General features: G+C 47.6%; 21 protein-coding genes. 7 read left to right on the top strand and 14 right to left on the bottom strand.

All coding sequences use genetic code 11. From position 1 onward, the window contains the following. The first annotated feature begins 65 nt into the window (after window positions 1-65). From IC229_RS14800 to IC229_RS14785, 4 genes are all read left to right on the top strand, one after another. Window positions 66-1,283, top strand: a complete 1,218-nt coding sequence (locus IC229_RS14800; protein ID WP_190887766.1) for a helix-turn-helix domain-containing protein — start codon at window positions 66-68, stop codon at window positions 1,281-1,283. 115 nt (window positions 1,284-1,398) lie between these two features. Then, window positions 1,399-3,030 (top strand): ABC-F family ATP-binding cassette domain-containing protein, encoded by a 1,632-nt coding sequence (locus tag IC229_RS14795; protein WP_190887765.1) that lies wholly within the window; start codon window positions 1,399-1,401, stop codon window positions 3,028-3,030. A gap of 260 nt (window positions 3,031-3,290) precedes the next feature. Beyond that, window positions 3,291-5,330 (top strand): gluzincin family metallopeptidase, encoded by a 2,040-nt coding sequence (locus IC229_RS14790; RefSeq protein ID WP_190887764.1) that lies wholly within the window; start codon window positions 3,291-3,293, stop codon window positions 5,328-5,330. A gap of 12 nt (window positions 5,331-5,342) precedes the next feature. Next, complete coding sequence (locus IC229_RS14785) at window positions 5,343-6,899, top strand: MBL fold metallo-hydrolase (protein WP_190887763.1); 1,557 nt, start codon at window positions 5,343-5,345, stop codon at window positions 6,897-6,899. Window positions 6,900-6,986: 87 nt separating this feature from the next. Here IC229_RS14785 and IC229_RS14780 read toward each other — a convergent pair whose 3' ends face one another. The 6 genes from IC229_RS14780 to IC229_RS14755 all read right to left on the bottom strand — a co-directional run bounded on the left by IC229_RS14780 (window position 6,987) and on the right by IC229_RS14755 (window position 11,867). Beyond that, window positions 6,987-7,448: a ligand-binding sensor domain-containing protein gene (locus IC229_RS14780; protein ID WP_190887762.1), complete on the bottom strand. Its 462-nt coding sequence runs from the start codon at window positions 7,446-7,448 to the stop codon at window positions 6,987-6,989. Between the two features lie 203 nt (window positions 7,449-7,651). After that, window positions 7,652-9,781: a glycogen debranching protein GlgX gene (gene glgX / locus IC229_RS14775; RefSeq protein ID WP_190887761.1), complete on the bottom strand. Its 2,130-nt coding sequence runs from the start codon at window positions 9,779-9,781 to the stop codon at window positions 7,652-7,654. A 179-nt stretch (window positions 9,782-9,960) separates the two neighbouring features. Beyond that, window positions 9,961-10,416, bottom strand: coding sequence for a ferritin-like domain-containing protein (locus tag IC229_RS14770; protein ID WP_190887760.1), 456 nt, complete (start codon window positions 10,414-10,416; stop codon window positions 9,961-9,963). Between the two features lie 108 nt (window positions 10,417-10,524). Then, a complete protein-coding gene (locus tag IC229_RS14765; RefSeq protein WP_190887759.1) occupies window positions 10,525-10,872 on the bottom strand; it encodes a DUF3140 domain-containing protein in 348 nt (115 codons plus the stop codon). A 7-nt stretch (window positions 10,873-10,879) separates the two neighbouring features. Beyond that, on the bottom strand, window positions 10,880-11,092 hold the full coding sequence (locus IC229_RS14760; RefSeq protein ID WP_190887758.1) for a hypervirulence associated TUDOR domain-containing protein: 213 nt from the start codon (window positions 11,090-11,092) through the stop codon (window positions 10,880-10,882). Window positions 11,093-11,162: 70 nt separating this feature from the next. Then, window positions 11,163-11,867 carry an OmpA family protein gene (locus IC229_RS14755; RefSeq protein WP_190887757.1) on the bottom strand — a complete coding sequence of 235 codons (705 nt, stop codon included), beginning with the start codon at window positions 11,865-11,867 and terminating at the stop codon, window positions 11,163-11,165. 416 nt (window positions 11,868-12,283) lie between these two features. On the opposite strand from IC229_RS14755, the gene IC229_RS14750 reads away from it, so the two are divergent. Beyond that, the gene (locus IC229_RS14750) at window positions 12,284-13,471 is read left to right on the top strand and encodes an alpha/beta hydrolase family protein (protein ID WP_190887756.1); all 1,188 of its coding nucleotides are present in this window, start codon (window positions 12,284-12,286) and stop codon (window positions 13,469-13,471) included. 121 nt (window positions 13,472-13,592) lie between these two features. On the opposite strand, the gene IC229_RS36125 is transcribed toward IC229_RS14750, so the two are convergent. From IC229_RS36125 to IC229_RS14730, 4 genes are all read right to left on the bottom strand, one after another. After that, window positions 13,593-13,877: a carboxypeptidase-like regulatory domain-containing protein gene (locus tag IC229_RS36125; RefSeq protein ID WP_394355949.1), complete on the bottom strand. Its 285-nt coding sequence runs from the start codon at window positions 13,875-13,877 to the stop codon at window positions 13,593-13,595. 510 nt (window positions 13,878-14,387) lie between these two features. Beyond that, window positions 14,388-15,503, bottom strand: a complete 1,116-nt coding sequence (locus IC229_RS14740; RefSeq protein WP_190887755.1) for a hypothetical protein — start codon at window positions 15,501-15,503, stop codon at window positions 14,388-14,390. Window positions 15,504-15,569: 66 nt separating this feature from the next. Next, window positions 15,570-16,244, bottom strand: coding sequence for a response regulator transcription factor (locus IC229_RS14735; RefSeq protein ID WP_223834000.1), 675 nt, complete (start codon window positions 16,242-16,244; stop codon window positions 15,570-15,572). After that, window positions 16,241-17,530 (bottom strand): sensor histidine kinase, encoded by a 1,290-nt coding sequence (locus IC229_RS14730; protein WP_317171576.1) that lies wholly within the window; start codon window positions 17,528-17,530, stop codon window positions 16,241-16,243. The genes IC229_RS14735 and IC229_RS14730 overlap by 4 nt, the downstream gene beginning before the upstream one ends. Window positions 17,531-17,849: 319 nt before the next feature. Between IC229_RS14730 and IC229_RS14725 the strand changes: the two genes are divergently transcribed. Continuing rightward, the gene (locus IC229_RS14725) at window positions 17,850-18,242 is read left to right on the top strand and encodes a DUF1573 domain-containing protein (RefSeq protein ID WP_190887753.1); all 393 of its coding nucleotides are present in this window, start codon (window positions 17,850-17,852) and stop codon (window positions 18,240-18,242) included. A gap of 67 nt (window positions 18,243-18,309) precedes the next feature. Here the strand turns inward: IC229_RS14725 and IC229_RS14720 are convergent, their stop codons facing one another. Both IC229_RS14720 and IC229_RS14715 read right to left on the bottom strand, forming a co-directional pair. Then, window positions 18,310-18,687 carry a pepsin/retropepsin-like aspartic protease family protein gene (locus IC229_RS14720; RefSeq protein WP_190887752.1) on the bottom strand — a complete coding sequence of 126 codons (378 nt, stop codon included), beginning with the start codon at window positions 18,685-18,687 and terminating at the stop codon, window positions 18,310-18,312. Between the two features lie 92 nt (window positions 18,688-18,779). Next, window positions 18,780-21,797: a S9 family peptidase gene (locus IC229_RS14715; protein WP_190887751.1), complete on the bottom strand. Its 3,018-nt coding sequence runs from the start codon at window positions 21,795-21,797 to the stop codon at window positions 18,780-18,782. 109 nt (window positions 21,798-21,906) lie between these two features. Between IC229_RS14715 and IC229_RS14710 the strand changes: the two genes are divergently transcribed. Beyond that, complete coding sequence (locus IC229_RS14710; protein ID WP_190887750.1) at window positions 21,907-22,548, top strand: DUF6624 domain-containing protein; 642 nt, start codon at window positions 21,907-21,909, stop codon at window positions 22,546-22,548. Between the two features lie 5 nt (window positions 22,549-22,553). Here IC229_RS14710 and IC229_RS14705 read toward each other — a convergent pair whose 3' ends face one another. Beyond that, window positions 22,554-25,367, bottom strand: a complete 2,814-nt coding sequence (locus IC229_RS14705; protein ID WP_190887749.1) for an ABC transporter permease — start codon at window positions 25,365-25,367, stop codon at window positions 22,554-22,556. A gap of 50 nt (window positions 25,368-25,417) precedes the next feature. Next, window positions 25,418-26,476 carry a glycoside hydrolase family 130 protein gene (locus tag IC229_RS14700; RefSeq protein ID WP_190887748.1) on the bottom strand — a complete coding sequence of 353 codons (1,059 nt, stop codon included), beginning with the start codon at window positions 26,474-26,476 and terminating at the stop codon, window positions 25,418-25,420. Window positions 26,477-26,517: the final 41 nt, after the last annotated feature.

Below are 26,517 nucleotides of genomic sequence, written 5' to 3'. Positions count from 1 at the left end.
ATAAACTATCTCTTTCTACAGGACACGTATCATATTGTTAATGGCTTACTTTTCGCTTATCGGTAATGAACCAACCAGACCTTGACCAGTGGACAACAGCCTTTGGGCTCATGGCTTTATTGGGGATATTTCTGACGCCCTTTCTGTTAAAACAGGCTGGCCCGCAACGGCATCAAATCCGATACGTTGCGGCCATACTTGTTCTGTTTTCATTGGTATTATTCTACTACGTCCTCTACTGGAGTAATTACATTCAATATTTTCCCTTCCTCAGCCGGCCGGCCGTAATGCTTTTTTTTCTGTTCGGAGGCCTGTTTTATCTGTATCTCAAAGAGTTATTACATCAGCCAGTCTCGGCTCGATTGCAGCTCCTTCATGCGCTGCCTTATATCGTAGGCATGGGAATACATCTGATATTGACGCTGCTACGTTCAATCTATCCTGCTTCCGATTTCCAGATAGCTCATTGGTTCTATAACGTCCTTCCCTGGCTTATAATGGCCCATTTGTCGCTGTATGCCATTGCTATTTTACGTATTCTCCCTTTATTTAAATCCCTGGGGGAAGTGGCTAAATGGGCGCGGTGGACTAGCCTATGCTACGTAGGTTTTGTATTGGCAAACTGGTCGTACTACGCCCTGGTTCAGTTGTCCTTTTTCAATCGCTCCTGGGATTATGGTATTTCATTCAGTATGGTATTTTTTATTGGCCTTGTCGCTTACCTAGCCTACGTTCAGCCAACGATTTTCCAGAATAGCCAGCCTCCTCCTATGGATTCTGGAAACCAACCCACACCGATTGGAGAGTTACCGTTTGATGATCCAAGACGGCTTTCGCTGGATATACAGGAATCGACTGAGCCTGAGATGCGTTATCGGCACTCGGGTTTGTCGTCGCATCTGGCGAATCGGTTTGCGCGGCAGCTTCAGGAGATTATGATCACTGAAAAGCTCTATCACGATAATGAGTTGCGACTGGATACTGTCGCTGAACGTATCAACATCAGCCGCCATCACCTTTCGCAGGTGCTCAACGAACAATTGGGCATGAACTTTTTTGAGTACGTCAATTCGCTACGTGTGGAGGAAGCAAGGGAGTTATTGAGGCAGTTTCCCCGGCAGCAGTTAAATATTATTGAAGTGGCCTATCAGGTTGGTTTCAATAACAAAGTGTCATTCAACAAAGCATTTAAGAACGTAACAGGTTTGACGCCCAGTGAATTTCGTCGTTCCGTGCAGGAGAGTTCAGGCTACGGCTGCCCCAAATCGGTTGATAATGTTTGATTGTAGGGTTGTTGTAGAGACAAGGCATGCCTTGTCTCTACTATATAACACGCCGAAGGTCTTTCCCGCTAAAATTTCGTATCTTTGCGGTTCATTCTGAACGAAAAAGCAAGATATGGTATCGGTTCAAAACGTCTCTCTCCGCTATGGTAAGCGGGTACTTTTTGACGACGTTAATATAAAATTTACCCCCGGTAACTGTTACGGCGTGATTGGCGCGAACGGCGCGGGGAAATCAACATTTCTTAAAATTTTATCGGGCGAAATTGAGCCGCAGACGGGTAGTGTGAGCATTTCTCCCGGTGAGCGGATGTCGGTGCTGAACCAGAATCAGTCGGCCTACGATGAATTTCCGGTATTACAGACGGTTATCATGGGCAACAAGCGGCTTTATGACATTTCTCTTGAAAAAGACGAGCTGTATGCAAAGACCGATTTCACCGACGCCGACGGTGAGCGGGCGGCCGAACTGGAAGCCGAATTTGCCGAAATGAACGGTTGGGACGCTGAATCCGACGCGGCTGCCCTGCTGTCTGGATTGGGCATTAAAGAAGCTATGCACTACGCTCAGATGGCCGACCTCAACGGCTCCGAAAAAGTGCGGGTGCTGCTAGCGCAGGCACTGTTTGGTAATCCCGATATTCTGCTGCTTGACGAACCGACGAACAACCTCGACGTAGAGTCGAGTATCTGGCTCGAAAACTTTCTGGCCAATTTCGACAATACCGTTATCGTGGTATCACACGACCGCCACTTCCTCGATCAGGTTTGTACACAGATTGTCGATATCGATTTCAGCAAAGTGAAGCTGTTTGCCGGTAACTACTCGTTCTGGTACGAATCGAGCCAGTTGGCCTTGAAGCAACGGCAGGACCAGAATAAGAAAACGGAAGACAAACGGAAAGAACTGGAAGAGTTTATCCGTCGTTTTTCGGCCAATGCCTCGAAATCGAAACAGGCCACCAGTCGCGCCAAACTGCTCGAAAAATTGACTATTGATGATATTCAGCCATCGTCTCGGAAGTATCCGTACGTCAATTTCAAGCCTGAGCGCGAACCTGGCGACCAGATTCTGACAGTCGAAAACCTTACGTATACGGCTGAAGACGGTACGAAGCTGTTTGAGAATCTGTCCTTTACCGTGAACCGGAAAGATAAAATTTTCCTGTATAGTCGCGATGGGCTGGCTGTTTCGGCCCTGATGGACATTCTGGCGGGCGAACGGAAAGCGGATTCCGGTACGTTCAAATGGGGCATCACCATTACGATGTCGTACTTCCCGACTGACGCCGAAAAAGATAAATTCTTCCAGACTGATTTGAATCTAGTCGATTGGCTACGTCAGTATTCGACCGAAAAAGACGAAAGCTTTATCCGGGGATTTTTGGGCCGGATGCTGTTTTCGGGTGAGGAATCGCTCAAGAAAGCGACCGTGTTGAGTGGGGGTGAAAAAGTGCGCTGTATGCTCTCGAAGATGATGCTCTCGGGTGCGAACGTATTGATGCTCGATGAACCCACCAACCACCTTGACCTCGAATCAATCGAATCGCTCAACAATGGATTGATTGATTTCAAAGGCCCGATTCTATTTACGTCGCATGACCACCAGTTTGTACACACTATTGCCAACCGCATTATTGAAATTACACCGGCGGGTATCATCGACAAACTGATGACTTATGACGAGTTCATTGTGGATGCGCGGGTGAAAACGCAACGCGAAGAACTGTACGAAGCTGTGGCGTAATTCATAAAGAGACATAGGCTAAACAAAAAGCCGCGCTAGTTGAATCTAGGCGCGGCTTTTTGTTGTAGCTATGGCTTAAAAGCGCCCGGAAATGTCCGGTTAAAATATGGGGGAATTTCACGTACATATGTATGAATACGTCTCCTACCTTAGTCTGAAAGTTCAGCGTGAAAATTATACATGTACACGAACAAGTTCTTACTTTGCTTACTGCCCGCAAAGTGATACGTTTTGGCTAAATACGCTAACCTGATTTCTGTATGACATCGACTCCACGACCGCCTTTTCGAAAATTGAGAGGATACGCCTTCGATCCTGCTCTGGCCTTACAGATGGAGACGGCCCCTATCAGCACTATCGTTTATAAAGTGCCATGGGAAGACCGGAAAACAGCAGACAGTGGTACGTTGGATGTTGGCCCCGTTGGCGAATACGTAGAGGTGATTGACTATGACCCTACTGTACAAAAATCCTATTTACCTGTCGATTTAAACAACGAATACATTCTGGCGCAGGACGGGCTCGACCCCAGTGAAGGAAATCCACAATTTCATCAGCAGATGGTGTATGCCGTTGTGATGACAACCATAACTAATTTCGAGCGGGCTCTGGGACGTAGAATCCTGTGGGCTACACGTCGGCCCGGTGCCAATGGATTTGAAGACTATGTAGCCCGCCTGCGCATTTATCCCCACGCCCTGCGCGAAGCTAATGCCTACTATAGCCCCAGGAAGAAGGCGTTATTGTTCGGATATTTTTCATCTGCTCCGGCTAACGAAAGTATTCAGATGCCTGCGTCGCTGGTATTTACCTGCCTAAGCCACGATATCATCGCCCATGAAACAACGCACGCTATTCTGGATGGAATGCAACGGAATTATAACGAGCCGACCAACCCCGACGTACTAGCGTTTCACGAAGCTTTCTCTGATATTGTTGCTCTGTTTCAGCATTTTACCTTTCCTGACGTACTGAAAAATCAAATTCAGAAAACGCGGGGTAATCTGGCCGATCAAAATATACTCGGTCAACTGGCCCAGCAGTTTGGGTCGGCTATTGGCAACTATGGCAGCCTGCGCGATGCTATTGGCGAAGTAGACGAAAAAACAGGGCAGTGGAGGCCGAAAACACCTCTGCCTGAGGAGTACCGGACCATACTGGAACCTCATGCCAGGGGCAGTATTCTGGTGGCCGCAGTTTTTGAAGCTTTCATAAACATCTATAAAAGCCGCATAGCTGATTTGTTGCGGATTGCCTCTAATGGCACGGGTATACTGACGGCCGGTGAGTTGCCCGTCGACCTGGTAAACCGATTAGCCGACGAAGCCGCCAAATCCGCCGACCAGGTATTACAGATGTGCATCCGGGCGCTGGACTATTGTCCCCCAGTCGATATTACGTTCGGTGACTACCTACGGGCCATTATTACCGCTGATGTCGATCTGGTAGCCGATGACAGCCGAAACTATCGACTGGCCTTTATCGATGCATTTCGTCGGCGCGGTATTTACCCCAAAGGTATCAAGACGTTGAGCGTTGAAAGTTTGCAGTTCGAGGCCCATCCACGCGAAAGCCAGAATCCCCTGTTTGGGATTCTGACAGACTTTCTGCGTAAGTATCGCAATGATGTGATGTATGTGAAGGATCGGAAAGAGACGTATACGATAACCCAAAAATACATGGGGGGCGATGAGGATAACGATATTGAAGGGCTTCACGACCGGATTTTTGGGAAGTTTGATAACGATGGCGAGTTTGAGAAACTGACGGGTTTAGTGTTTAGTGGCGACTGGAAAGACTTTGGCATTAATGCTTCCCGATCAAATCCGAACGATCCAGCTTTTGAAGTGCAAAACCTGCGATTAGTGTCGAGAATTGGTCCACAGGGTAAACAGGTTAACCAAATTGTGTTCTCCCTATTGCAGCGCTCCGGCGTGAAATTGAAGCAGGGTATTTTTGACGTAGACGCCCCTGTCAAAGAAAAGCACTTCGACCCCAGCCGACGAACAAAAGTCCGGGAAGCCTTCGTGCTACGTGGCGGCTGTACGCTCATTTTCGATCTTGATACCCTGGCATTACGCTACGCCATCGCTAAGCCGCTGCTCGACACAGCACGGATGGCCTACCTTCCGCAGAGTCGGCAGATTGATCTGAAAACCCGGAAAATGGATAAGGCACGGATTGAGCAGCAATACCAGTATCAACATGGTATAGGAATAATGGGCATGACTGACTACAGTCTATACTTTAAAAATGCCCTTACGCATGGCGAGCCATTTGCATTCCTGCACAATCATTAATACGAAAGAACCATGGCTAAGCAACCAAAACCATCTTCAAAAAAGATTACCCATGCCGATGTACGGATGTATCGAATGGGCACCGGCGATTGTTTTATCGTGAAGTTCTTTACGGGTGAAAACAAGAAAAAAGACAACATCTTTACGATGATGATCGACTGTGGGACCTGGCAGGGGGCGAAAGAACAGTTGACGAAATTTATTGCTCACTTGAAAGAATACGTTGCCGAAGACAGAGAAGATAACGTACCAACGATTGATCTGCTGGTTGTTACACACGAGCATAAAGACCATGTGTATGGCTTTGATGCATGCAGTGATTTGTTTGTTAATACAGTTAAAAACTCGAAGAACTTCGTTGTTAACAAGATATGGATGGGATGGACGGAGAACGATAATCCCGCACAGCCCGGAGACGTACTGACGGAGAAGGTAAAGCAGTGGAAGGACGAATACGGCCAACGGAAAAAAGCATTAAACGCAACGGCACAAGCCCTGAAGGAACGTTTCGGCAGCGACGAACAAAAAATAGAAGCAGACTCAAAACCTAATGGACTGGTAGCCTTTCAATACAATTATGCTGACGCTGTCAATCAGTTTGCTGACCTGCATTTCTCGGCGCGGGCGGGCGTATATACAGGTGATCTTGAAGGGATGCGCGTTGTTAAAAAGGAAATAGCCAATAATAATATTACCTACCTGCATCCTGGCCAAATTATCGATAATGTGGTTGAAGGACTTCGGTTTTACGTATTAGGGCCGCCAACAACTATCGAAGCCATTAAAAAAGAATCGGGTAAAGACGGAGAAACCTTTAGCCACAGTCACAATAATAGCCTGACAGACAACGATGCTTTCGCCACAGCTATGCTAAACCTGGTTGAGCCGCAGTCGTCGGGTAGTGTATTGCCGTTCGATGATACGTACATAAAAGATGAAAAGCCAGAGGCCTACACAAGAGATAACTGGCGCTCCATCGACCATGAATGGCTTAATAGTGCTGGATCACTGGCCCTGCGGATGAACAGCGCCACCAATAATCTGAGTTTAGCGTTGGCTATTGAATTTATTGACAGCGGGCGGGTGATGCTGTTTCCCGGCGATGCTGAATTTGGCAGCTGGGAAAGCTGGCATAAGGATATAAAATGGCCCATAAAAGGAAAAGATGGCATAAAGCCACTGACCGAAGACCTATTAAACCGAACGGTTTTCTACAAGGTAGCGCACCACCTGAGTCACAATGGAACCGCCAAGCGGCAGGGTGTCGAAATGATGACACACCCTGACCTGACAGCCATGGCAACGCTCGACTATGACATTATTAGTGATGGCTGGAAAAACACCATGCCAAATCGGGACCTGATTACCGATCTGCTAAGACGTACTAAAGGGCGGCTTGTCATCATGAATGAGAACGAACTTATGGTTGGGCAGGATTCGGGTAAAAAGTCTCTGCATGAGAAAATTCTGGAATCCCGTGAGCAGTTAATGAACAGCGCCGAAAAAGCCGACTTTAATGATGCGTTGACTACCGAGGACCTTTTTCTTCAAGTCAAGGTGAAGGCATAAACGAGCATTCGTTGTCGTAAAATCGGTTCATCACAAAAAAGGGGTAGTCTATCAGATTGCCCCTTTCCATCTTTCACCTATAATGCATCACAGATGTCCGTCCGCGTCTTCGGTGATGGAAAACATTACGTTGCGAAGGGAGATGCGGGTAGGGTCTATTCGATAGGCAATTGCTTTTCCGCTACGTCGGTCGAATTGATGAAGGCCACCACCTAACGTAGTAACCCACATTCGGCCAGCCCGGTCTTCGTAAATGTCGGTGATTACGTTGTGTCTGAAGGTGTTATCTGGGTCGGCGGGGTCAGGTTTATAAACTGTGAATGAATAGCCATCGTACTTATTCAGCCCGTCCCGAGTTCCCAGCCAAAGAAAGCCATCCCGATCCTGCCAGATGCAAAGTACCCAGTTCTGCGAAAGCCCCTGTTCGGCCGATAAATGATCAAACCGACCAATCGTTCTGTAATTGGTTGGTTGCCCCCAACCCACTGCGCAGAAAACCGCCCACTGACCAATGCAGAAAATCAGGTGAAGAAAGGTACGGATGCCCATTAACTGAGGATCAGAATTGAAACGATTTAGAACGATGATGAGCGACGACAGGAAAAGTGGACGATAATTTCTTTCTACCTTCTAACAGCGGCCAATAAACGTACTGATACGTTACCATACAAAAAAGGGTAGCCAGAATTTGTTTCTGATTACCCTTTTCGTTTATAAGAACGTACTACGTTCACATGCTACGTAACATATCGCTACGTCAGTCGGAGCAGCATCGACGAACGTGGTGCTACGTTGAATGTTTTGCCGCCTGGTGCTTCTGAATGGTCGGGATTTACCTGCCCCGTGGACGTATCAACCACGACTTTCCATGTCGATTTTTTTCGACCAATTTTGGGTAACATAAATGGAATTTCTTCCCAATAGGCGTTGAGAATCCAGAGTAATTGTTCGTCGCCAATATCCTGACCGTCTTCGGTTTGTTCCGTTACGCGCATTCCGTCTATAAATAAGGCAAGGCAATGCGTATGCGGGTTTTCAAGGTCATGTCCCGTCATTTCGCCACCATCGGGGAGTAAATACGCCACCTGTTCGTTGCCAAAAAACCGACGCCGACTCAATATCGGAATGTCACGACGTAGCGCGGTCAACTGACTGGTGAACTCAAACAAAGCTTGTTCGCGCTCGTTCCAGTGCCAGTTCATCCAACTGATTTCGCTGTCCTGATTGTAGCCATTATTGTTGCCACCCTGTGTTCGCCCATATTCGTCGCCCATCACAATCATGGGTGTTCCCTGACTGAGTAGCATCGTGGTCAGGAAATTCCGCTTCTGGCGTTCGCGCAGGTCAATAATGGCGGGGTCGTCGGTTGGGCCTTCAACGCCACAGTTCCAGCTTAGATTATCGTTGGAGCCGTCGCGGTTGTCTTCGCCATTCGCTTCGTTATGCTTGTCGTTATAACTGACTAAATCGTTGAGCGTGAAGCCATCATGCGCCGTAATCAGGTTGATGCTATTGGCTGGCGAACGACCGTCGCCGGCGTAAAGATCGGGGCTGCCGAGCAGACGTAGCGCTGTTTCGTTGGCTTTACCTTCGTCACCTTTCCAGAACGAACGTAGCGTATCGCGATACTTGCCGTTCCACTCCGACCAGCCTACTGGAAAACCGCCCACATGATACGAGTGAATGTCCCAGGGTTCGGCAATGAGCTTCACCCGTTGCAGGATTGGGTCTTGTGAAATGGTATCCAGAAATGACGAAACGCGCCCAACTTCCTCGTCGGTACGTATCAGTGCCGACGCCAAATCGAATCGGAAACCATCCACGTGCATATCCGTTACCCAGTACCGCAGGCTATCCATCACCAGTTGCAACACACGCGGGTGGCTTAGGTTGAACGTATTGCCCGTGCCCGTATAATCCATATAGTACTCTGGATTGTCGCCAACCTGATGGTAGTAAATTCGATTATCGATACCCTTAAACGAAAGCGTGGGGCCAAGCTGGTTACCTTCGGCGGTGTGATTATACACTACGTCCAGAATGACCTCGATACCCGCTTTGTGCAGATTTTTGACCATCTGCTTGAACTCCAAAACCTGTTCGCCGTTCATTCCCGACGATGAATACGTGTTCTGGGGCGCGAAAAAACCAATGCTGTTGTAGCCCCAGTAACTTTCGTCGGTGAACTGATGAACTGGTAACAATTCGACGGCGGTTACACCCAATTTTGTAAGGTAATCGACGCTTTCGGACGTACCGATAGCCGCATAAGTGCCTTTGATACGTTTGTCGATCGTGGGATGCTGATGCGAAAACCCTTTTACGTGCATCTCATAAATCACGGAACGATGGAGGGGTACGTCCGGTGCAGTATCATCTTCCCAATCGAACGACGTATCGACGACTACACTTTTGGGCATGCTCGGACCACTGTCTTCCTGATTCATCGTCAGGTATTCACGCGCACCCTCCTCGTCGGTAGTTGGCTCATGGCGATCGTAACCCAGCCAGGCGTCATTGTGATTTACCGGGGCGTTGATGGCACGAGCGTAAGGGTCGAGCAAGACTTTATTCGGGTTAAAAAAGTGCCCGTTCTGTGGTTCGTAGGGGCCATCGACCCGGTATCCATACAACTGACCCGGCTGAAAGCCTTCCAGATAGATATGCCACACAAAATCAGTACGTTCGGCAATTGGAAACTGGGCGATCTGCTGACCTGGATTTTCGGTATCGAAAAGACACAACGAAACGGACGTAGCGTTTTCGCTGAATAGAGCGAAGTTGACGCCTTCACCGTCATACGTAGCGCCGAGCGGATATGGTTTTCCTTGTTTGGTTTGGATAGATCGGGGTGATAATGTTGCGTTAGATGGTTTACTCATTGTCTATCAATTTACGACCAGTCTGGTGGTCTGTTACGTTGTTGAACGTGTTACGTTAAAGGGCCATACGGGAGGCTATCCTATATAACTAAATCGATTTGGAAGCGTATTGTTTTTGATTTGACAGCAACAAAAAAGCCTGCCCCCAGAGGAGACAGGCTTTCCAATCCCACCATTCACTACACTACCAAGGCCAGACGGGCCATTGTTGAATTGGCCGTATCAATGCTTTGCTTATGTCGCAGTAAGAGTTCGCGAGTGCTGGCGCTAAGATCTGTTTCCTGTAACACGCTGTTATATGTATTCAGGGCTTCTTTATCACCTCGGTGGCATTCCTGAACGGTAGCTTTATCATCGTCGCTGGAAAAAGCGGTTTTTATTGAAATCCATGCTCTGTGGAGATCGGCGGCAATACTGGTATTATCGCTGGGTTCTCCGCCCAATGCCCGAATTTCGCGGTCTAGTTCCTGCGCAAATTCAGCCCGTTGGGCCGATTGGGTCAGAAATAAGCTTTTTAATTCACTGTCCTCTACGCTTTCGGAAGCTTTTTCGTAACCTTCCTTAGCGTCCTGATTAATGGTGAGCAACCGGTTGAGCTGGTCGAGGATTTCGCCCCGTGTTTCTTTCACATTCATAACGTTTCTTTTAAAAGAGTGAATAATTATTATTTCGCTGTTGTTTGATTATCAGGCAGATAATTATTCATTATTCATTTAATGGAGTGTTGAGTAAATCAGAAAGTCTTATTTTTCGGGGTCATGTCCCCAATTTTTCAAGGAATAGGCCCAGTTCGAACCCGCAACGTGGTCAGGACGCTGAGCGCTATGCCGTTTGATGTAACTGATGACTTTTTCCATATGGTCATAGTCGTCATCGGTCAACTCATGGACGTTCTTTTTGAGAAAAGAGATGATGTGTTTTCCTGATTTATGACCAATCGATTCACTATCGCCATCTTTTCGCTGGCCAACCGATTTTGACTCTTCCGATTTGAGCCATTTCTCAAGTTGGGCCACCGACATGTTTACTACCTTCGTAAATTCAGCGCGAATAGCCTTTTTTTCTTTCTCATCAATAACTGCCGTTTCCATAAGGTTGTCATTTTTTAGTGACTTCACTGGCCGATTTCACAATTCGTTTGTCACCTTGTTTAAGAACCAGAGCTGGTTCCTTCTCAGAGCCTTTCCGTTTAACGGTAGCGCCCTGAACCTTGCGTGTAATGGTTTCAGGATGTACTTCAGCGACTGTTCCTTCCCCTTTCCCACGACCATAGTGCCATTCAACTTTATCGCCTTTCTTCACCGTAGCCATTTTTAATTAGTCTGTATTAAGTAGAGCAACCTGTTGTAGACACATAGTGTTTACAACAGGTTGCAAAAAATTACTCACCGAGCTTACCATCTTTAGCGTCGCGTTTCATTTTGTCATTCGCAAAAATGGCAATGTCAACCCGACGATTTTTCCGACGTCCTACATCTGTTGCGTTGTCAGCAACCGGTTGTAATTCGCCGTATCCCTTCTCATCGACACGAGAGGCTTTTACACCCTGTGTTTCCAAAAATTCGGCCACTGAGTTAGCCCGGTTCTTCGATAATTTCAGATTGTGTTCCTCAGAACCTGTAGCATCGGCGTGACCTTCAATCCGGATGTCGGTGTCTTTTTCTTTATTAAGCGTTGCCGCAAAATCGGTCAATTGTTTCCGCGTCTCAGCTTTAAGTGCGTAGGAGTCTACGTCGAACAGAATATCAGAACCCAACGATACCTTAATACCTTCGCCAACACGTTCAACCTGAGCATCAGGCATCTGGCGTTTTAACTCTTCGGCCCGTTTGTCCATCCGGCGACCAATAACGGCCCCGGCGGCTCCACCAACACTAGCTCCTAAAATGGCACCCAGCGCTGTTTTACCTTTTGATTTACCAATCATACCGCCAATTACAGCGCCACCACTGGCTCCAACTATGGCTCCTTTTTCTGTTTTATTAAGTCCACGCTTTTGTGCAGATACGTCATGGCTAAATAGAAGAGTCGTTGCTGTAAGTGCGGCCAGCGTCTTCGTTCCCACTGATTTCAATACACGATTCATAGTTTTGTGAATGTTTGTTACTACCTGAGTTCGCCCAAACCTTATACCAGACTGAACGGACTGAATCGAGAAAACAAAAAGTTGAACACGTAACAGGTTGATATGTAATGAATTATTTAGAAATCGTCTTAGCTAAATAGCTTTTATTAATACGTAACAGAGGAAGTAATCTGATAGAGTAAGCGGGAAACTAGATGCCTAATCTGTGGAACCTGTTCCACAAAAAGCGTCGTTAAACAGTAATTGGATATCAGGAACTTGAAATAGCCAAAAACTTGCGAGCAGGACAGCGTTCAGAAAGAGATTTACCCCATTTTCTGCCTCTTTAATTCAGAGGGCAAACGCTGATTCAGGCAAACGAAAACGGAGCGGTTTACGTTATTACTATACCTATCTTATGGATAAATCTTCACAGAATGTTGACTGCTAAATCAATCTTTCTTCTCCTTTTTATTGCTGTTACGTTGCTCGTTGCGCCAACGGGTTGCAAGACTTTAAGTGAGACTGAGACCGTTACGCCTGTACGTACCCTGGTCAATAGCTCACTGATCGGCGAATATTCGGCTAGTCAGCTAAAAGCTCGCTATGCGGGTTCCTATTCGTTTTTGCAGATTTTCATCCGAAACGGTATTAAAGTATACCGACTCGACTACACGACTACGGATGCGGCCGGTAAATCTATCAAGGCGTCAGGTGCAATTCTCGTTCCTGACGGAACCGCGCCCATGTCGATGATCAGTACACAACATGGTACGATTGTGAGCGAAAACGATGCGCCTTCGAATTATAAATCTGGCAGTGAGGCTTATCTGTTTGGGTCGGTCTTTGCCTCGCAGGGATACATCATCGTGGCTCCGGATTATATTGGATATGGGGCTTCGAAAGACGTTCCACATACGTACATCAACCGAAATGGCTTGGCGACGGCATCGCTCGATATGTTGCGGGCTGCTCGTAATTTCCTGACTGATAGTAATGTCAACTGGAATAATCGATTATACATCACTGGCTACTCGGAAGGCGGGTATGCGACGATGGCGTTACAGAAAAAAATCGAAGAAGAAACAGGTAATGAGTTCAATCTGGTGGCATCGAGTTGTGGCGCCGGCCCGTACGATATGCCCGCATTCATGCGGCAGATTCTGAATGAAACGACTGGCTATTACAATAACCAGCTTTATCTGTGGGTATTACTGACGTACAACCGTATGTACGGGCTGAACCGACCGATGACGTATTATTTTAAGGAACCATATGCTTCACAGGTGGCTTCGCAGGGAAAAGATGCGCGCATAAATGTTAGTCTGAATACGACTTTTACCGATACGTTTAAGCAAGCTATCAACCAGGGCACCGACAAAGAGTTTCTGGCGGCTGTTCAGGACAACGATATTCACGACTGGAAACCCCGTACCCGTACGCAGTTATATCATGGCGATGACGACGATATTGTTTCCTACCTGAACTCAAAAAATACCTATGACGCTATGCAAAAGCGGGGAGCTACCAATGTAGAGCTGAAAACGATGCCAGGTGCCAATCATGGTTCAGGTCTGCTGGAGTATGTTACGGGTACGTATGCTTTCTTTGGGTCGATTCAATAAGAAGAGTTTCGCGCCTTTTTCGAAAATGCGTTATAAAAAGAAGCCGTTACTAATTTTAACGGCTTCTTTTTATTGAACTACTAAGGTAGCGATGTTAATCGCAATTTTTATTTTTTCGTTGCTACCACTTTCGCTTCTGTTTTATAATTACAACTTCTCCTAATAATGTAATGTCACCGTGTAGAAAAATTTGATCTTTGTGAATTGGTAAATCTTGTCGTTTAAATTCATACTCTTGGTAAATATATCCAACAAAGCTAATTCCAAAGGCCATTAAATCAGTTAATGAATTTTCAGGAATATTTAATGTAAATAATCCGTTTTTATCTGTGGTTGTACTGTTATTTCCCTTTCTAAGGGTGACAATTACACCAGCAAGTGGCTCGTTGGTTTCTGCGTCCAGAATTTTCCCTGAAACAGTATTTTTTAAACTGTCATTAAGCGCCGTACGTTCTGTATTTACGTCATTTCTCGTGCTAAATAACGATTTGTTAAGTTCCGTTTGGGTATTTATACTAGTTTAATTTTGGGCATTTAGTTGTTCCTGAAAGGAAAAAAGACAAGTCCAGCCAGCAGCTTGTAAATCCTAGTGTTTAACTTTAAACGGTTTTTTTGTCTAAATAATCGATATAATTGATTCTTTCCTAAACCCCGCAAATTTTACTATTTGGATTATGAATTATATCAATAATTTCTTCATCAGTTAAGATTATAAAGTCGATAACAGTTTTAGCACAATTTGAACAGTATTTTCGGTGTTGAGTATGCACCATTGAATCCCAACTTGATGAACAAGGGTTTTCAACGTTTAGCGAAAAGCCTTGTGATTTCATAAGTCAGCTTCTTGTGGGCCAAAACATACCATGTTTATACAAATTTAATAAAAGCACTCAAATTCAATTAGCTCCATCCAATTTCAATGCTGAATATTTAGAATCGTATAAGCTGCCTGGTTTGGTTGGCGGATTTGCCCTTTTATTGTGGTACGAACGCGGTCGTCGTCGCTAATGAGAAGGAGACGATTTTGGTCTAAAGGCGTTACGTCTTCGGCTTTATGACCAGGCGTGTGTACCGGCTGCCCCTGTTCGTTACGTATAAGGGTAAACGGTCGATTAGCGTAAAGGTCTTCTGGCGTGATGGACCACAAATAGGCATCCAGTTGGCCGTTAGCTTCCTGAGATGTCAGCATCCAGAAACACTTACGTTGCCCATCGTACTCAAGACTCGATAAAGCCAGCGGTTTTGGCAGCGTCGGATCGGCCCGGGCGATATCGAAATCATTGATAATTCTCCAGTCGTCCTTTAGCCTGATACGTTCCACATCGCCCCTTTTTTCCGTCCAATACGATACACTGATAATTTTTGCCCGATACGTAAAGCTTTCGTACGATTTTCCTTCTTCGCGAATGCCGAACAACAACTGACGATCTGTAGCGGCCAACCCTTCTATCTTGAAATAGGGCATTGCGCCCGGAAATTCGTTGTTTGCCAGCACTTGGGCGATACGTTGCCGGTAAGCAATGGACGTACGACTGGTCTCGTCGGGGGCTAATACGTTCGGGTGTTGCTCATCCCCCGTTTTCCAATATAGAATGGTATTGTAGTTGTCCCAGTCATGACTACCAGGTTTTGTTCGGTCGAAAGCGGTGGTAATCAGCACAAAACGCCGGTCGGGTGTTTGGGTAAAATCTTCGTATTTCCGACTGGCCGAAAACGCAGACGGAGCCACTGTTACGGGTAGTTGTGTTGAATCGGCGAGTTTGGCAACTGATGTCATAAGTACCGGGCTTTGCCCCGATGGCATATCTTTATCGTTGGCGATGAGTAGATTTTTTCCGTCGAACAAAACGGCCGAAGCCTCACACCAAACAGGTTGATTGTTTAGAGCCGTGCCCGGCGCGAAACAGGTCAGAAATCCTTCTTCAGTAATACTGGCGGTGGTGGGCTTGGTGCCAGTAGGAAGCTTGTTGGTTTTGCAGCCCAGAGCAAGCAGGGCAATAAGAAACGTAATAGCAGATAATCGATACGTCATAATAGTTTGATTTCGAGAGCCTGTCGGTGCCTATTGACCAACGTAGCAGAGTGCAAACTTCGGTGATTACTCTCTTAAAATAAATCCTACCCCGTGTACATTTTCTATACGGACGTTCGGATGATGGACGAGCCGCTTCCGAAGCCTCGAAATAAACACATCGAGACTACGTCCCATGAAGTAATCATCATCGCCCCAGACAGCACGTAACAGTTCGTCACGACGGACGAGTGTATTAGGCCGTTCGAGCAAATAGGCCAGTACGTCGGCTTCGCGATGCGTTAACAGTTGCTCCTGCCCGTTTACGGTGAGGGTCAAATTCTGACGGTCGAGTAGGGGAGAAATGGGCAGATTGGACGTAGTACCATTCGACGTAGTGCGACGGAGAAATACGTTGATTTTCAGAATAAGTTCTTCAATACTGAATGGCTTTGTGAGGTAATCGTCGGCACCCAGTCGAAGTCCCTGAAGCCGGTCATCTTTGTTCGCCAGCGCGCTCAAAAACAGAATCGGTACCTGCGTATCGACCGCCCGAATCTGACGCGCCAGCGTAAAACCGTCGCTCTGAGGTAGCATTACGTCCAGCAGACAAACGTCAAATTGAGCCGACTGAAAAGCCGTCCAGGCATCAGGGCCATTGGTGCAATGCGTAACCGCGAACGGTACATTTTCGAGCGTATCGCGAATCACAAACCCCAGGTTAACGTCGTCTTCAACGAACAGAATGTGTGCAGGAATCAAAGTGTAAAGAGCGAAAGAGTGAATGAGTGAAAGAGTGCCACAAAGGATGTTGAAGTCGTGAGTAGCTTTACGCTCTTTCGCTCATTCACTCTTTCGCTCTTTGTAACAACCGTAAACATACTTCCCTGACCAAGTGCACTAGTGAGTGTGAGCTTCCAGCCGTGCGCCCGAACGACCTGTCGAACGTAGTACAAGCCCAGGCCAAACCCTTTTACGTCATGAGCATGACCCGAAGTAACCCGGAAAAACTGCTGGAAAACTGCCTTCTGATGCTCCGGAGCGATGCCAATTCCATTATCCCGTACCGACCAGATAAGTTGATTGTTTTCGATATGGGTGTGCAGCACTACGCAGGGCGATTGAATACAATATTTCAGGCCATTATCAATCAGGTTGTTCAACGCCGTTTCGAGGTGATAGCGGTCGGCCTGAATATGGGCGTCGGTGGCGGTAAGATCTAGCTGAACCGACGGGCCGAACGTAGTGGCAGCCGTTGTCATTACGTTGTGCAAATCGACCTCTGCTACGTCCAATACGAAACCAGTACGTTCAGAGCGAGCTAGTTGCAGTACGTTGCTGACCTGCTTCTGCAACCGCCGGCTTTCCTCCAGAATAACGCGGGCGTATTGTTTCAGACGATCAGGTTGTTGTGTTATGCCTTCCGATTGGAGCACATCAGCCGCGATACGTATCGTCGAAACGGGCGTCTGTAATTCGTGGGTGATGTTGTTGATGAAATCGCGCTGCACTTCGGTGAGCCGACGTTGTTTCAATACGACACTTAACGTATATCCAAAGAAAATGACCACCAGCAACACGGCTATTGTCGACCAAAGCCAGCCACTCAACTGCCCGGCCACAAAAGCCGACTGATTCGGAAAGCGAATTCCGAAATAATACGTATAGCGCGAAAATTTCGGCAGATGACTACGATTTTTAAGCGTGGGGCTGGTACTTACATAAGCTCCATAAACCATGCGGTCGGTTTCGCAATTGTAGATACCGTACTCATAATCAGTAATCAGGTTATGTGCCTGCAACGATTTCTGGATGAAACCTTCTAACGTAGCAGGGTCGATTGGGGCGTCGGTATTGACAATAAAATAGTCGGCGGAAATCTGCGTAACGGCATATCGATTGAGTGTAAACCGGTTAAGTTGGGCCACCTCGTCTGCTACGTCCTGCAAGGCAATAAACGCCGTCTGTCGAAACTGCCGTTCACGTAGCGCATAGGCATTACGTACCCAAACCGCCTGCACAGCCAGGATGCCCACAATGGATAGCACGGATAGGACGACTAGTATGCGGAGACGGGAATTCTTTAACTGGGAAAGAGCAAAAGAATGAAAGAGCGAAAACGCTGACGTTGCTTTTTTTGCTCTGGTCCTTGTACCTATTTCGCTCTTTCGCTCTTTCATTCCGGTTCAGCGTTCCGATTTGCTCTTTTAGTCATCAAAATTAGCTGTTCAAGGTGCATACACAAATCATTAACAACTCATTAACAAACGTTAGGAGGTGATTAACAAAGGTATTTGGGCGATGGCGATAGGTTTGCATCGTCGTTCGGGTGAACGATAGCATAAACCTTACCAAAATCATCTGATTATGAAACGTACTTTGTTTTTCGGTTCACTTATTGTATTGGCAATTTCGATGGCGATGACTGTCCCTGCCGCTCTCTTCAACTGGAAGAATGCAACGCATGATTTCGGACGTATTACTCAGGGAAAACCGGTAACTGTGGAGTTTGCATTCACGAACAAAGGTGAAATGCCATTAGTCATCAATCGGGCGCAGGGCTCGTGTGGCTGTACCGGTGTCGATTATCCCAAAGCGGCTGTTCTGCCTGGTCAGTCGGGTGTGATCAAGGCGACATTTAACGCGGCTGCAATAGGCGCCTTCAACAAAACCGTAACAGTTGAATCAAATGCAGAAGGCGGAACGGTGGTTCTGAACTTCAAAGGTGAAGTAGTAAAAGACGCTGCTTCGGCTCAGTAAAAGCCTCAGAGCCGGGCATGTAGGCCCGGCTCTGGTGTTTGTTCGTTTGTATGGATTTATCTGCTTTTTAAATCAACTGCATTTTAGCCACTTTAGGGTCAACATGCACTGCATCATGTTCAAAATCCAGTTTTATACGCCATTTCTGCATAGTGGCCGCTCCCATGATTGCCTCTTCGCTCAAGCCCGGAACCACTAGAAATTCATCTGACAGCAATACGTCTTCCAGGTAAAAATCCAGCGCAACTCGATGTTTTATCTCAATATAATGCCCTTCTGCGGCAGTATATACGCGTCGGACTCGACCCAAACTTTCTAAGTGAGCCAATTCTGGAACATGGTCAGGATGAATGCATGAAAGATTGGCTCCGCTGTCGAAAAGCGTATACAAATGTTTCTCTCCCTGCGAGCCTGCGTAAAGTAAGGGTTTCTTGATAATGGACATGTGGTAATTTGTTTCCTTAAAGTTACATAGAATAACGAGTAATACATAATGAAGGGCAGGGATACCAGCCGAATTATACATTACTCATTAATTCAATTTGAGCCGCTACTTGAAATATGTTGCGGCTCTACAGACAACCCGTATTTCATTTCGCCCCGATCTTTTTCAACAGCACTACGTCCTTCTTTCATCCAGACGGGCATGGGCGCGTCTTTGAGGTAATAATCGAAGTACTGATACAAGCGAATGCTAAGGTCTTTCGCGTTGTGACGTTGCGTCAGGTTATGCCCTTCGCCGTTGTAGACTAACATCCAGACGGGTTTATTTAACCGACGTAGCGCCGAAAACAACTCAATGCCCTGATACCAGGGAACGGCTCCATCAGCGTCGTTATGCGTCATCATAAGGGGTGTCTGGATGCGATTGGCGAAGAATAGTGGCGAGTTTTCGATGTAATTCATAGGCTTCTCCCACAACGTACCACCAATCCGGCTCTGCGTTTTCTCGTACTGAAACGCCCGACTAATTCCTGTTTCCCAGCGAATACCGCCATAAGCCGACGTCATGTTGGCTACGGGAGCCCCCGCTTCGGCTGCGCGGAACAAATTGGTTCGGGTAATGATGTAGGCCGTTTGGTAGCCACCCCAGCTTTGCCCCTGAATCCCCAGCCGGTCGCGGTCAACAAAGCCCTTGTCGAGCAGACTCAATACACCGGGAACAATACAATCGTAGGCGTTCGGACCGGGCTGACCGGTTGTGTACACGATATCAGGGATGAACACGAGGTAGCCGTTCGACACGCAGTAAGAAATATTGATAGTTGACCGACTCGGAGATGGTGCGCGGTAATCGTTGAGGGTTTCGGCGTTACGTTCGTAGAAGTACGTCAGCATGGGATACTTCTTTTTGGCCGGGCCGCCGTCGCGGTCGAAACCTTCGGGTTTGAAGAGCAGCCCTTCGAGTTTAATACCATTCGTTCCCGTCCATTTCACCAGTTCGACACTGCCCCAGCGAATGCTGTCCTGCTGTGGATTGGTGTGCGTCAATTGAACGGGTTTTGCCAACGTAGTATCCGTTTTAAACAGGTTGATCGGCTCCTGGAAATTACCCCGGTAATACGTTAGGGTAGGAGCATTTTTCGCTTTGCTAAGACCAAAATATCGGTGATTGCTACGTGTCAATACCGCCGGTTCAGACGCCGTAAGGCCGTTTTTGCTTTTCAGGATACCGGTTGTTTTGTCGCTTTCCCAGATACCTGTCAGAAATACTTCGTCTTTCGGATCGATGGCTTTTTCGGGTGCAAAGCGGAAAGACGATTCATCTTCGGATAACTCGGCGCGTCGGAGCCGGACGTTGTTTTTACGACCCCAGCCAGCGGTAACGGTAACCGGTTTTTCACGACCAGTCGGGTCGATTTGCCAGATGTCGTAGCGGTCGTACAACCATACGTAGCGGTCGCCGGTTGTCCAGCCTGCCGAGCCGTATGAACCAGGTAAGTTAGGCGTATCGTGTTCTTCATCGAAAAATTTGCTGGGTAACCCCCGCGTCAGGTCGATACGTTTGCCATCGGCTATCGACCAGGCCCGCCAGAGCGAATCACGTTCATCGAACCAGTAGGCATATTTTCCGCCCGGCGATAATTTCGGCTGCGACGCCATGATGTCGTTGGCGATACGTTTCTTTTCACCTGATTGTGTATCAACCAGATAAAGGTCAGTGTGGCCAGGATCCCAGGAGGCTTGTACCTGATACGGTAAATCGCTCAAACCCAGTAAATAGCGCGAATTGGTTTTCTCATCGAACGTAACAGTTGGCACTTCGCGGCTGGCCAGCGGAATCACTTTGCCCAACGATGGGTCGTAAATAGCCAGAAAACCCCGTTCTTTTTCTTCCTTCAGTCGCCGTTGCTGCATGGGTTGCAGTCGACTGTCGGTCCAGGTCCAGATGTCCATTTTTACCTTCTCATCATCAGGTGTCAACGTATCTTTGGTGGGTTTGGGCGGAATGGGTGACGTAGCGAAATACAATCGTTTGCCGTCGTCGGCAAATTTTGGTTCGCGGTACTCATTCACCGACCAGCCTTTGGGTAGGCCTGCTGTCGACGTATCGGCGATAACGTTGAAAGGTGCCTCAGCCACAGGCGTTTTTGTCTGTTTCCCTTTTTTGGCGGGAGCGGTCGGCATCAGGTTTTTATAGTACAGCGAGAACAACTTAACATCGGAACCGGCGCTGTCGGCCGAAGCCATCCAGGCTAATTGTTGCCCCGTTTTGTCGATGGCCAACCCTTTGTAGATTTTTCGTTTGCTGCTCGTATCGACCAGCATCGTTTGTCCGGTAGTCGTGTTGAACAGAAATACGCCTGGCACGGCATTATCGCCAGTTTTCAGCGTATCATTTGCCGACTCTTTGCTATAAAACAGTTTCTGCCCGTTGGATGACATGGCTACGTTAGAGACGTAACGAACCGTTTTTCGCGTACCATCGGCCAGGTTCAACAATGTAAGATCATCGCCTTTCGGCTTTTTTGTTACGCCTTTGCGCGTTGCTACGTTGGTTGTCGAAACCGGGGGTGATACGGGAAGGGTGTCTTTCTGAGTCTGAACAGCAGATCTAGGAACTGGTTTGCCAGATTCGTCCTTACGTTCCTGCAAAACGGCGAGCCACGAACCGGATTCTTTTCCGAAAACAAACGACTTTACGTTTGGCAATTTTGTGGATTTACCGGTTGCCAGATTCAACGCCAGCAAGCTATCCTTGGGCATTTCGTCTGACTTTTTCTTTTTCAATTTGGCCTTTCGCACGTCGGCAACGGGCACTTTCAGGCGCATTATCAGGTACTTACTGTCGGGTGTAAACTGCGCCATATAACCCCGAGGGAAAACATAGCGAGGTGTCGACGAGTTGTTTTCGTTAGAGGCAACTTCCAACCGACCGTCGCCGTCCTGAAGGTCAATCTGGTAAGCGATCCAGCGCCCGTCGTCCGACAGCTTTTCGGCACGAACACTTTGCCAGCGATCATAATCGGCTGCGGTTAATGGACGTTTCTGTACCTGGGCAAGTAAAGGCGTTGAGGCCAGTAGAAAGAGAAAAAGTTGATGAAAGCGGTTCATAAAGAAGGAAGTTAAGACCTTCTAAACTACTAAAAATACCGAAAACATGAGGTTACAAAACGGATATAGATTTACTAAAATGGGATTAATACTATTTATCCTTAGCCTAGTGACTGTTTGTTCCTTCGCGCAAACAACTGCTACGCTGAAACGGGAATTAGATAGCATGTATGTGCTGGATCAGCGTAATCGGGAGTGGCTTACGAAAATAAGTAATAATCAGCCTCTGACCGACAGTCTGAGCGCGGTGTATAAAATTGACAGAAAGCATTTGGCTGGGGCACTCTGGGCTGAGCAGTCGAAGATCGATTCCAGCAATTTAGTACGTGTCGAAGCGATTGTGAAGCAGCACGGATATCCCGGTAAATCGCTGGTGGGTAAGCCGTCTAACGAAACGGTGTTCTACGTTATTCAGCATTCAAACAAAATACCGACGTATCTGCCTGTCATAAAAAAGGCGGCCGAGGATGAAGAATTGCCGTTTTCGCTTTACGCCATGATGCTTGACCGCTCGCTGATGTATGACGGAAAACCACAGCTGTACGGCACGCAGGCCTCATGCCGTCAGCTTGTCACGACCAAACAACAGCGCTGCTTCGTGTGGCCCATCAGTGATGCCAAATCGGTGAACGAGCGACGTAAACAGGCCGGTTTTACGTTAACGGTTGAAGAAAACGCCAATCGTCTCAATGCTGCCTACGAGCCTTCCCTCACTATAGAAGCAGTGCGGAAAACCTACGTAATGAACTGAGCCGGCTAAAAAAGTTTAGCATTGTCCCGTTTATTCGGTTCCGGCCAGACACCCATCGGATCGATGATTACCTGACGGGCGTGCGGTAACGGTGGCAGATAAACAAAGCGGTCGTCCGGATGAGGATGAACGAGTTGCCGGTACAATTGGTGACCATTCTGATCAAGAACGGCCAACGGCACGTAATCATTGATCGGTATCCTTTGTCGCTGACCGTCTGGCGTTTCCCGCCATTTGCTGGTAATGATTTCGACAGTCAATCCGTTAGCGAGATTAGCAACCCGACTGATCTTAAAATCGAACCACAGCCGTTCCTGAAGATACGTATTGAGGTAACGTAACGAATCGGGTAACTGTCGATTTAATTCAGCCGAAAACGCACTGGCCGTGGCAGAATGAGGTTCTTTAACGGCCTTGTTGTAAAACTGACTGATGGTTGCACTAAGCGGTTTATCGCCCCACACCTCGCCGATACTGGTTAATACGAGTGCAGCCCGACCGCGTTCAACGCCGTCGTTGCCTTTCGATTCCAGCAGCGTGGGTTCTGCTTTAGACTGATGCAGGCGGCTTTGCGCATATAAAGCCGTTCGCTGGGCCAGCCGCTGTCTGAAGCGTTCGGGACTGTAGTGCCTATTTACATTCTGCAACGACAGGTATTCGGCCAAACTTTGCTTCACAAAACCATCACTGGGTGCATTTATGGGCAATCCATGAACCAGCCATTGTTTAAAGACCTCCCGCGAAACCAGATAATCAAGGTAATCGAGTCGGTCAGGTTGGCGGTTATTGGCGATCCAGCCCTGGTTCTCGACAATAAAAATCTGGCCGGGTTTTGACGCTACGTCGGCAGTTCCGACAGGCGTTTCAATGAGGGATAATTCAGTATGCGGATAGGCACCAAACAATTGTTCGCCTTCTGAAAGGGCGTTCTCAATGATACGTACCATATGCTGAACCTGGTACGGATGATGGTATTGAATATGAATTTTAACTGGGTGTCCTGATTTGGATTGACGAACGGTTGATTTTGTTACGTAGTGAATGGCAACTTTGGGACGTAGCGTTGTGGCTTGCTGTGTTTGCCACATCGCTAAAATCAGAAACAGACCCGACGCGAGTAGCGCAAATCCATAAGGTCGGCGAAATTGTGTGTGCCAGTGCCGTACGCGTTCGGGCAGGCTGTTAACAACGCCCCGGTTCCAGGTTATCAGAAATAGTATTACGAAAATTCCTGCTACGCTCCACCACATCAGATGAAGTTGCCAACGTAGCGGTTCCATTGATCCATACCCAATCAGGTCGGAATAGTGAGCGGAACCGGGCAAAAAACTATAGAGATACCTTAGTTGAACAGCTTCCTGAAATTGATACGTAAAAGCCAGCCCGGCAAAAATTACCAGATTCATAACATGGCTCATAATCCGGTGATTAACCAACGTAGTAACCAGCGCGCCGAGTGCAATGAGTTGACAATAACGGGCAAAGCCGTCCAGACCTAAATCAGCAACGTAGCGGCTCCAGTCGATGTCGTAGAAACCATTGCTTAACTGTAGGCCCACACCTGTCAGAAACAGCACTAACGTCAGCAGAGCAGCCATACCCATCAGAGCCAGTAATTTGGCCGACAGAATGACAAAATTGGGCAAAGGCAACGCATCGTAAATGGGCCAGATTCCGGTGATACGTTCCCGAAACAGCAGTTCTACCGTCATTACGAGAAGAAATATGCTAATAAAGAAGCCCATTGGGAGACGTAGCGCCGTCATCCGGGCGGTGGTTGGTAGCTCAGGAAAATCCGGGTTATGGTTCAAAACGGTTACCAAAAACACCGACAGGATGATCAGCAGCCCAACCGGAATCAGAAAAACTGGCTGACGTATCAGACCGACAAACTCAAAACGGGTTAAGCTACGTAGCGTTCGCCAGTTTTGCCAGCCACCAAAACGTAGCTGAACATCGGCGGGAACGTATTGTTTCTGAACAGGTTTAGTTGATCGCTCTTCTGACCGGATTTTTGATCGGACTATTGTGACTTTGCCAGCCGTAAAGAACTCGAACGAAAACGTATTTTCGGCATAAGCGAGAAAACCCAGCGCTACGCCAAGCCATAAAATCCGATTAATCAGAAACATATCAGAAAAACTAAGCAGCCCCGATGAGGCATCACTGATCGCTGTACTTTCAACCGATTCCCGGGCCATGCCAACGCCAAATGGGTCCAGTAGCAGCCAGATATCATCAGTTGCCGAAGTATCCGTGTGCGTTTCAGTCAGCAAAAAGTAAAGCACAATCAGAAATAAACCGATGTAAGCTCCCCAAATGCTACGTAGAAAGACCGTCAACGAAAACGTAATACTGACGGCGATTAAGATATTCTGCGCAATCAGCCTCACAAAACCGTCGAGTAGAGTCAGCCATAATGCTAACGTAACCTGGCTATAAATCAATGAGTAAAGTAGAATGCCAATCAGATAAAAAAGGGCCAGCAGCAAGGCCGTAGCGTACGTTCCCATAAATCGCCCGGCGAAATGCATACGGCTGGTAATGGGAAATGTGTACAGATAAGGAGTGGTGTTGTATTCTAAATCTTTTGTCAGTGATTGACCCGCCAGCAACGTAGCAACCACCGCCAGAATGACACCTAACGACGACAGAATCAGGTAAGACGTAACGGTGCTCTCAATATAAGCGTACATTTTCTCGATCTGGAACGAATACCAGATACCTTGCCCGGTAATGAGCAGCGCAAACGCATAAAAGGAAGGTTGCCGCAGTTGATACGTAATTTCGAAGCGGGCGATTGAAAGAAGTGGATTCATCGTGCTTATAATGTATCCGACAGCCGGAGCCTGTCGGGGCTTTACCAAAATTAGCTCTGCACCAACTCCGCTAATCCAACGCCGTCGTCGGCGGCACCGTAGTAAACCCAGATTTGGCCCGCTTTGTCGCTGCCTTCCGGCCACCGCACCCAGCCGTTCGAAAACACTACGTTCGGAAAGAAACCTTCGCGCTCCCAGGGTAGCTCAGGCGATAGAAGAGGGAGGTCCGAACGGTCCAGAATACTAGTCGGATCGGTTTTATCCAGCAGCGCCAAAGCGAGTGAATAGGCGTGAGTTTCGTCGGCGCCGTGGTAGCAAAGCAACCAGCCTTCGTCGGTCAGCATCGGTTCGGGGCCTCCGCCAATTTTACCGCCTTCCCAGGCAAAACGGGGGTTATTGGCTCCTCGCCCGCCAAACAGGTAGCGGTTGTTGCCCCAGTGTTCACCGTCAATCGATTCCGCCAGCCAAATAGACGGCCTGCCAATGTCAGACACCATAGGCCGGTGAAATAGTACGTATTTGCCATTTATTTTTTCAGGAAAGAGCGCTACGTCTTTATTGGGTGGCGGTAAAATCATACCGATACGTTCGACATCCAAAAAATCGGTAGTAACAGCCAGTCCAACACCGGGGCCATGTTCGGACACGGCCGTATACGTAATCCAGTATTTTCCGTCCAGGAACGTAATACGGGCATCTTCAATGCCATACGATTCGTCCATACGAGCCGGAAACAAAAACGGCTTTTCGTCAACCGTAAAGTGAATACCATCTTTACTACGTGCCAGCCGCAGGTGACTGAGAGAAGTCAGATAGGCCTTTCCCTCAATCGTAACCACACGCGGGTCGAAATCTTCTTCAGGCTCCGGAAACTCTTTGATTATCAGTGTAGGTACGCCATTTTGTTCTTCCAAAAGTGGTACTTTTACAAAGCCTGGCCTGGCTCCCGGGGCTTCGGCCACACGTAACAAAAGAATAACTTCGTTGTTGACGATGCAGGCGCCCGGGTTGAAAGCACCCAATACGTCGAATCCATCAATACTTGGCTTTACATCACTTGTTTGCAGAATAGGTTGATCAGACAGACGTTTGAGTTGGTAGTTTTTCATGAATTGGAGTAGTTCTACGTACCGGTTGTGTTAGTCGTTTT

The sequence above is a fragment of the Spirosoma profusum genome (assembly GCF_014699005.1).
In the GTDB taxonomy this organism is placed as follows: domain Bacteria; phylum Bacteroidota; class Bacteroidia; order Cytophagales; family Spirosomataceae; genus Spirosoma; species Spirosoma profusum.
The sequence above is the reverse complement of the archived record's forward strand: the minus strand, read 5'-3'. Positions and strand labels throughout refer to the sequence as shown.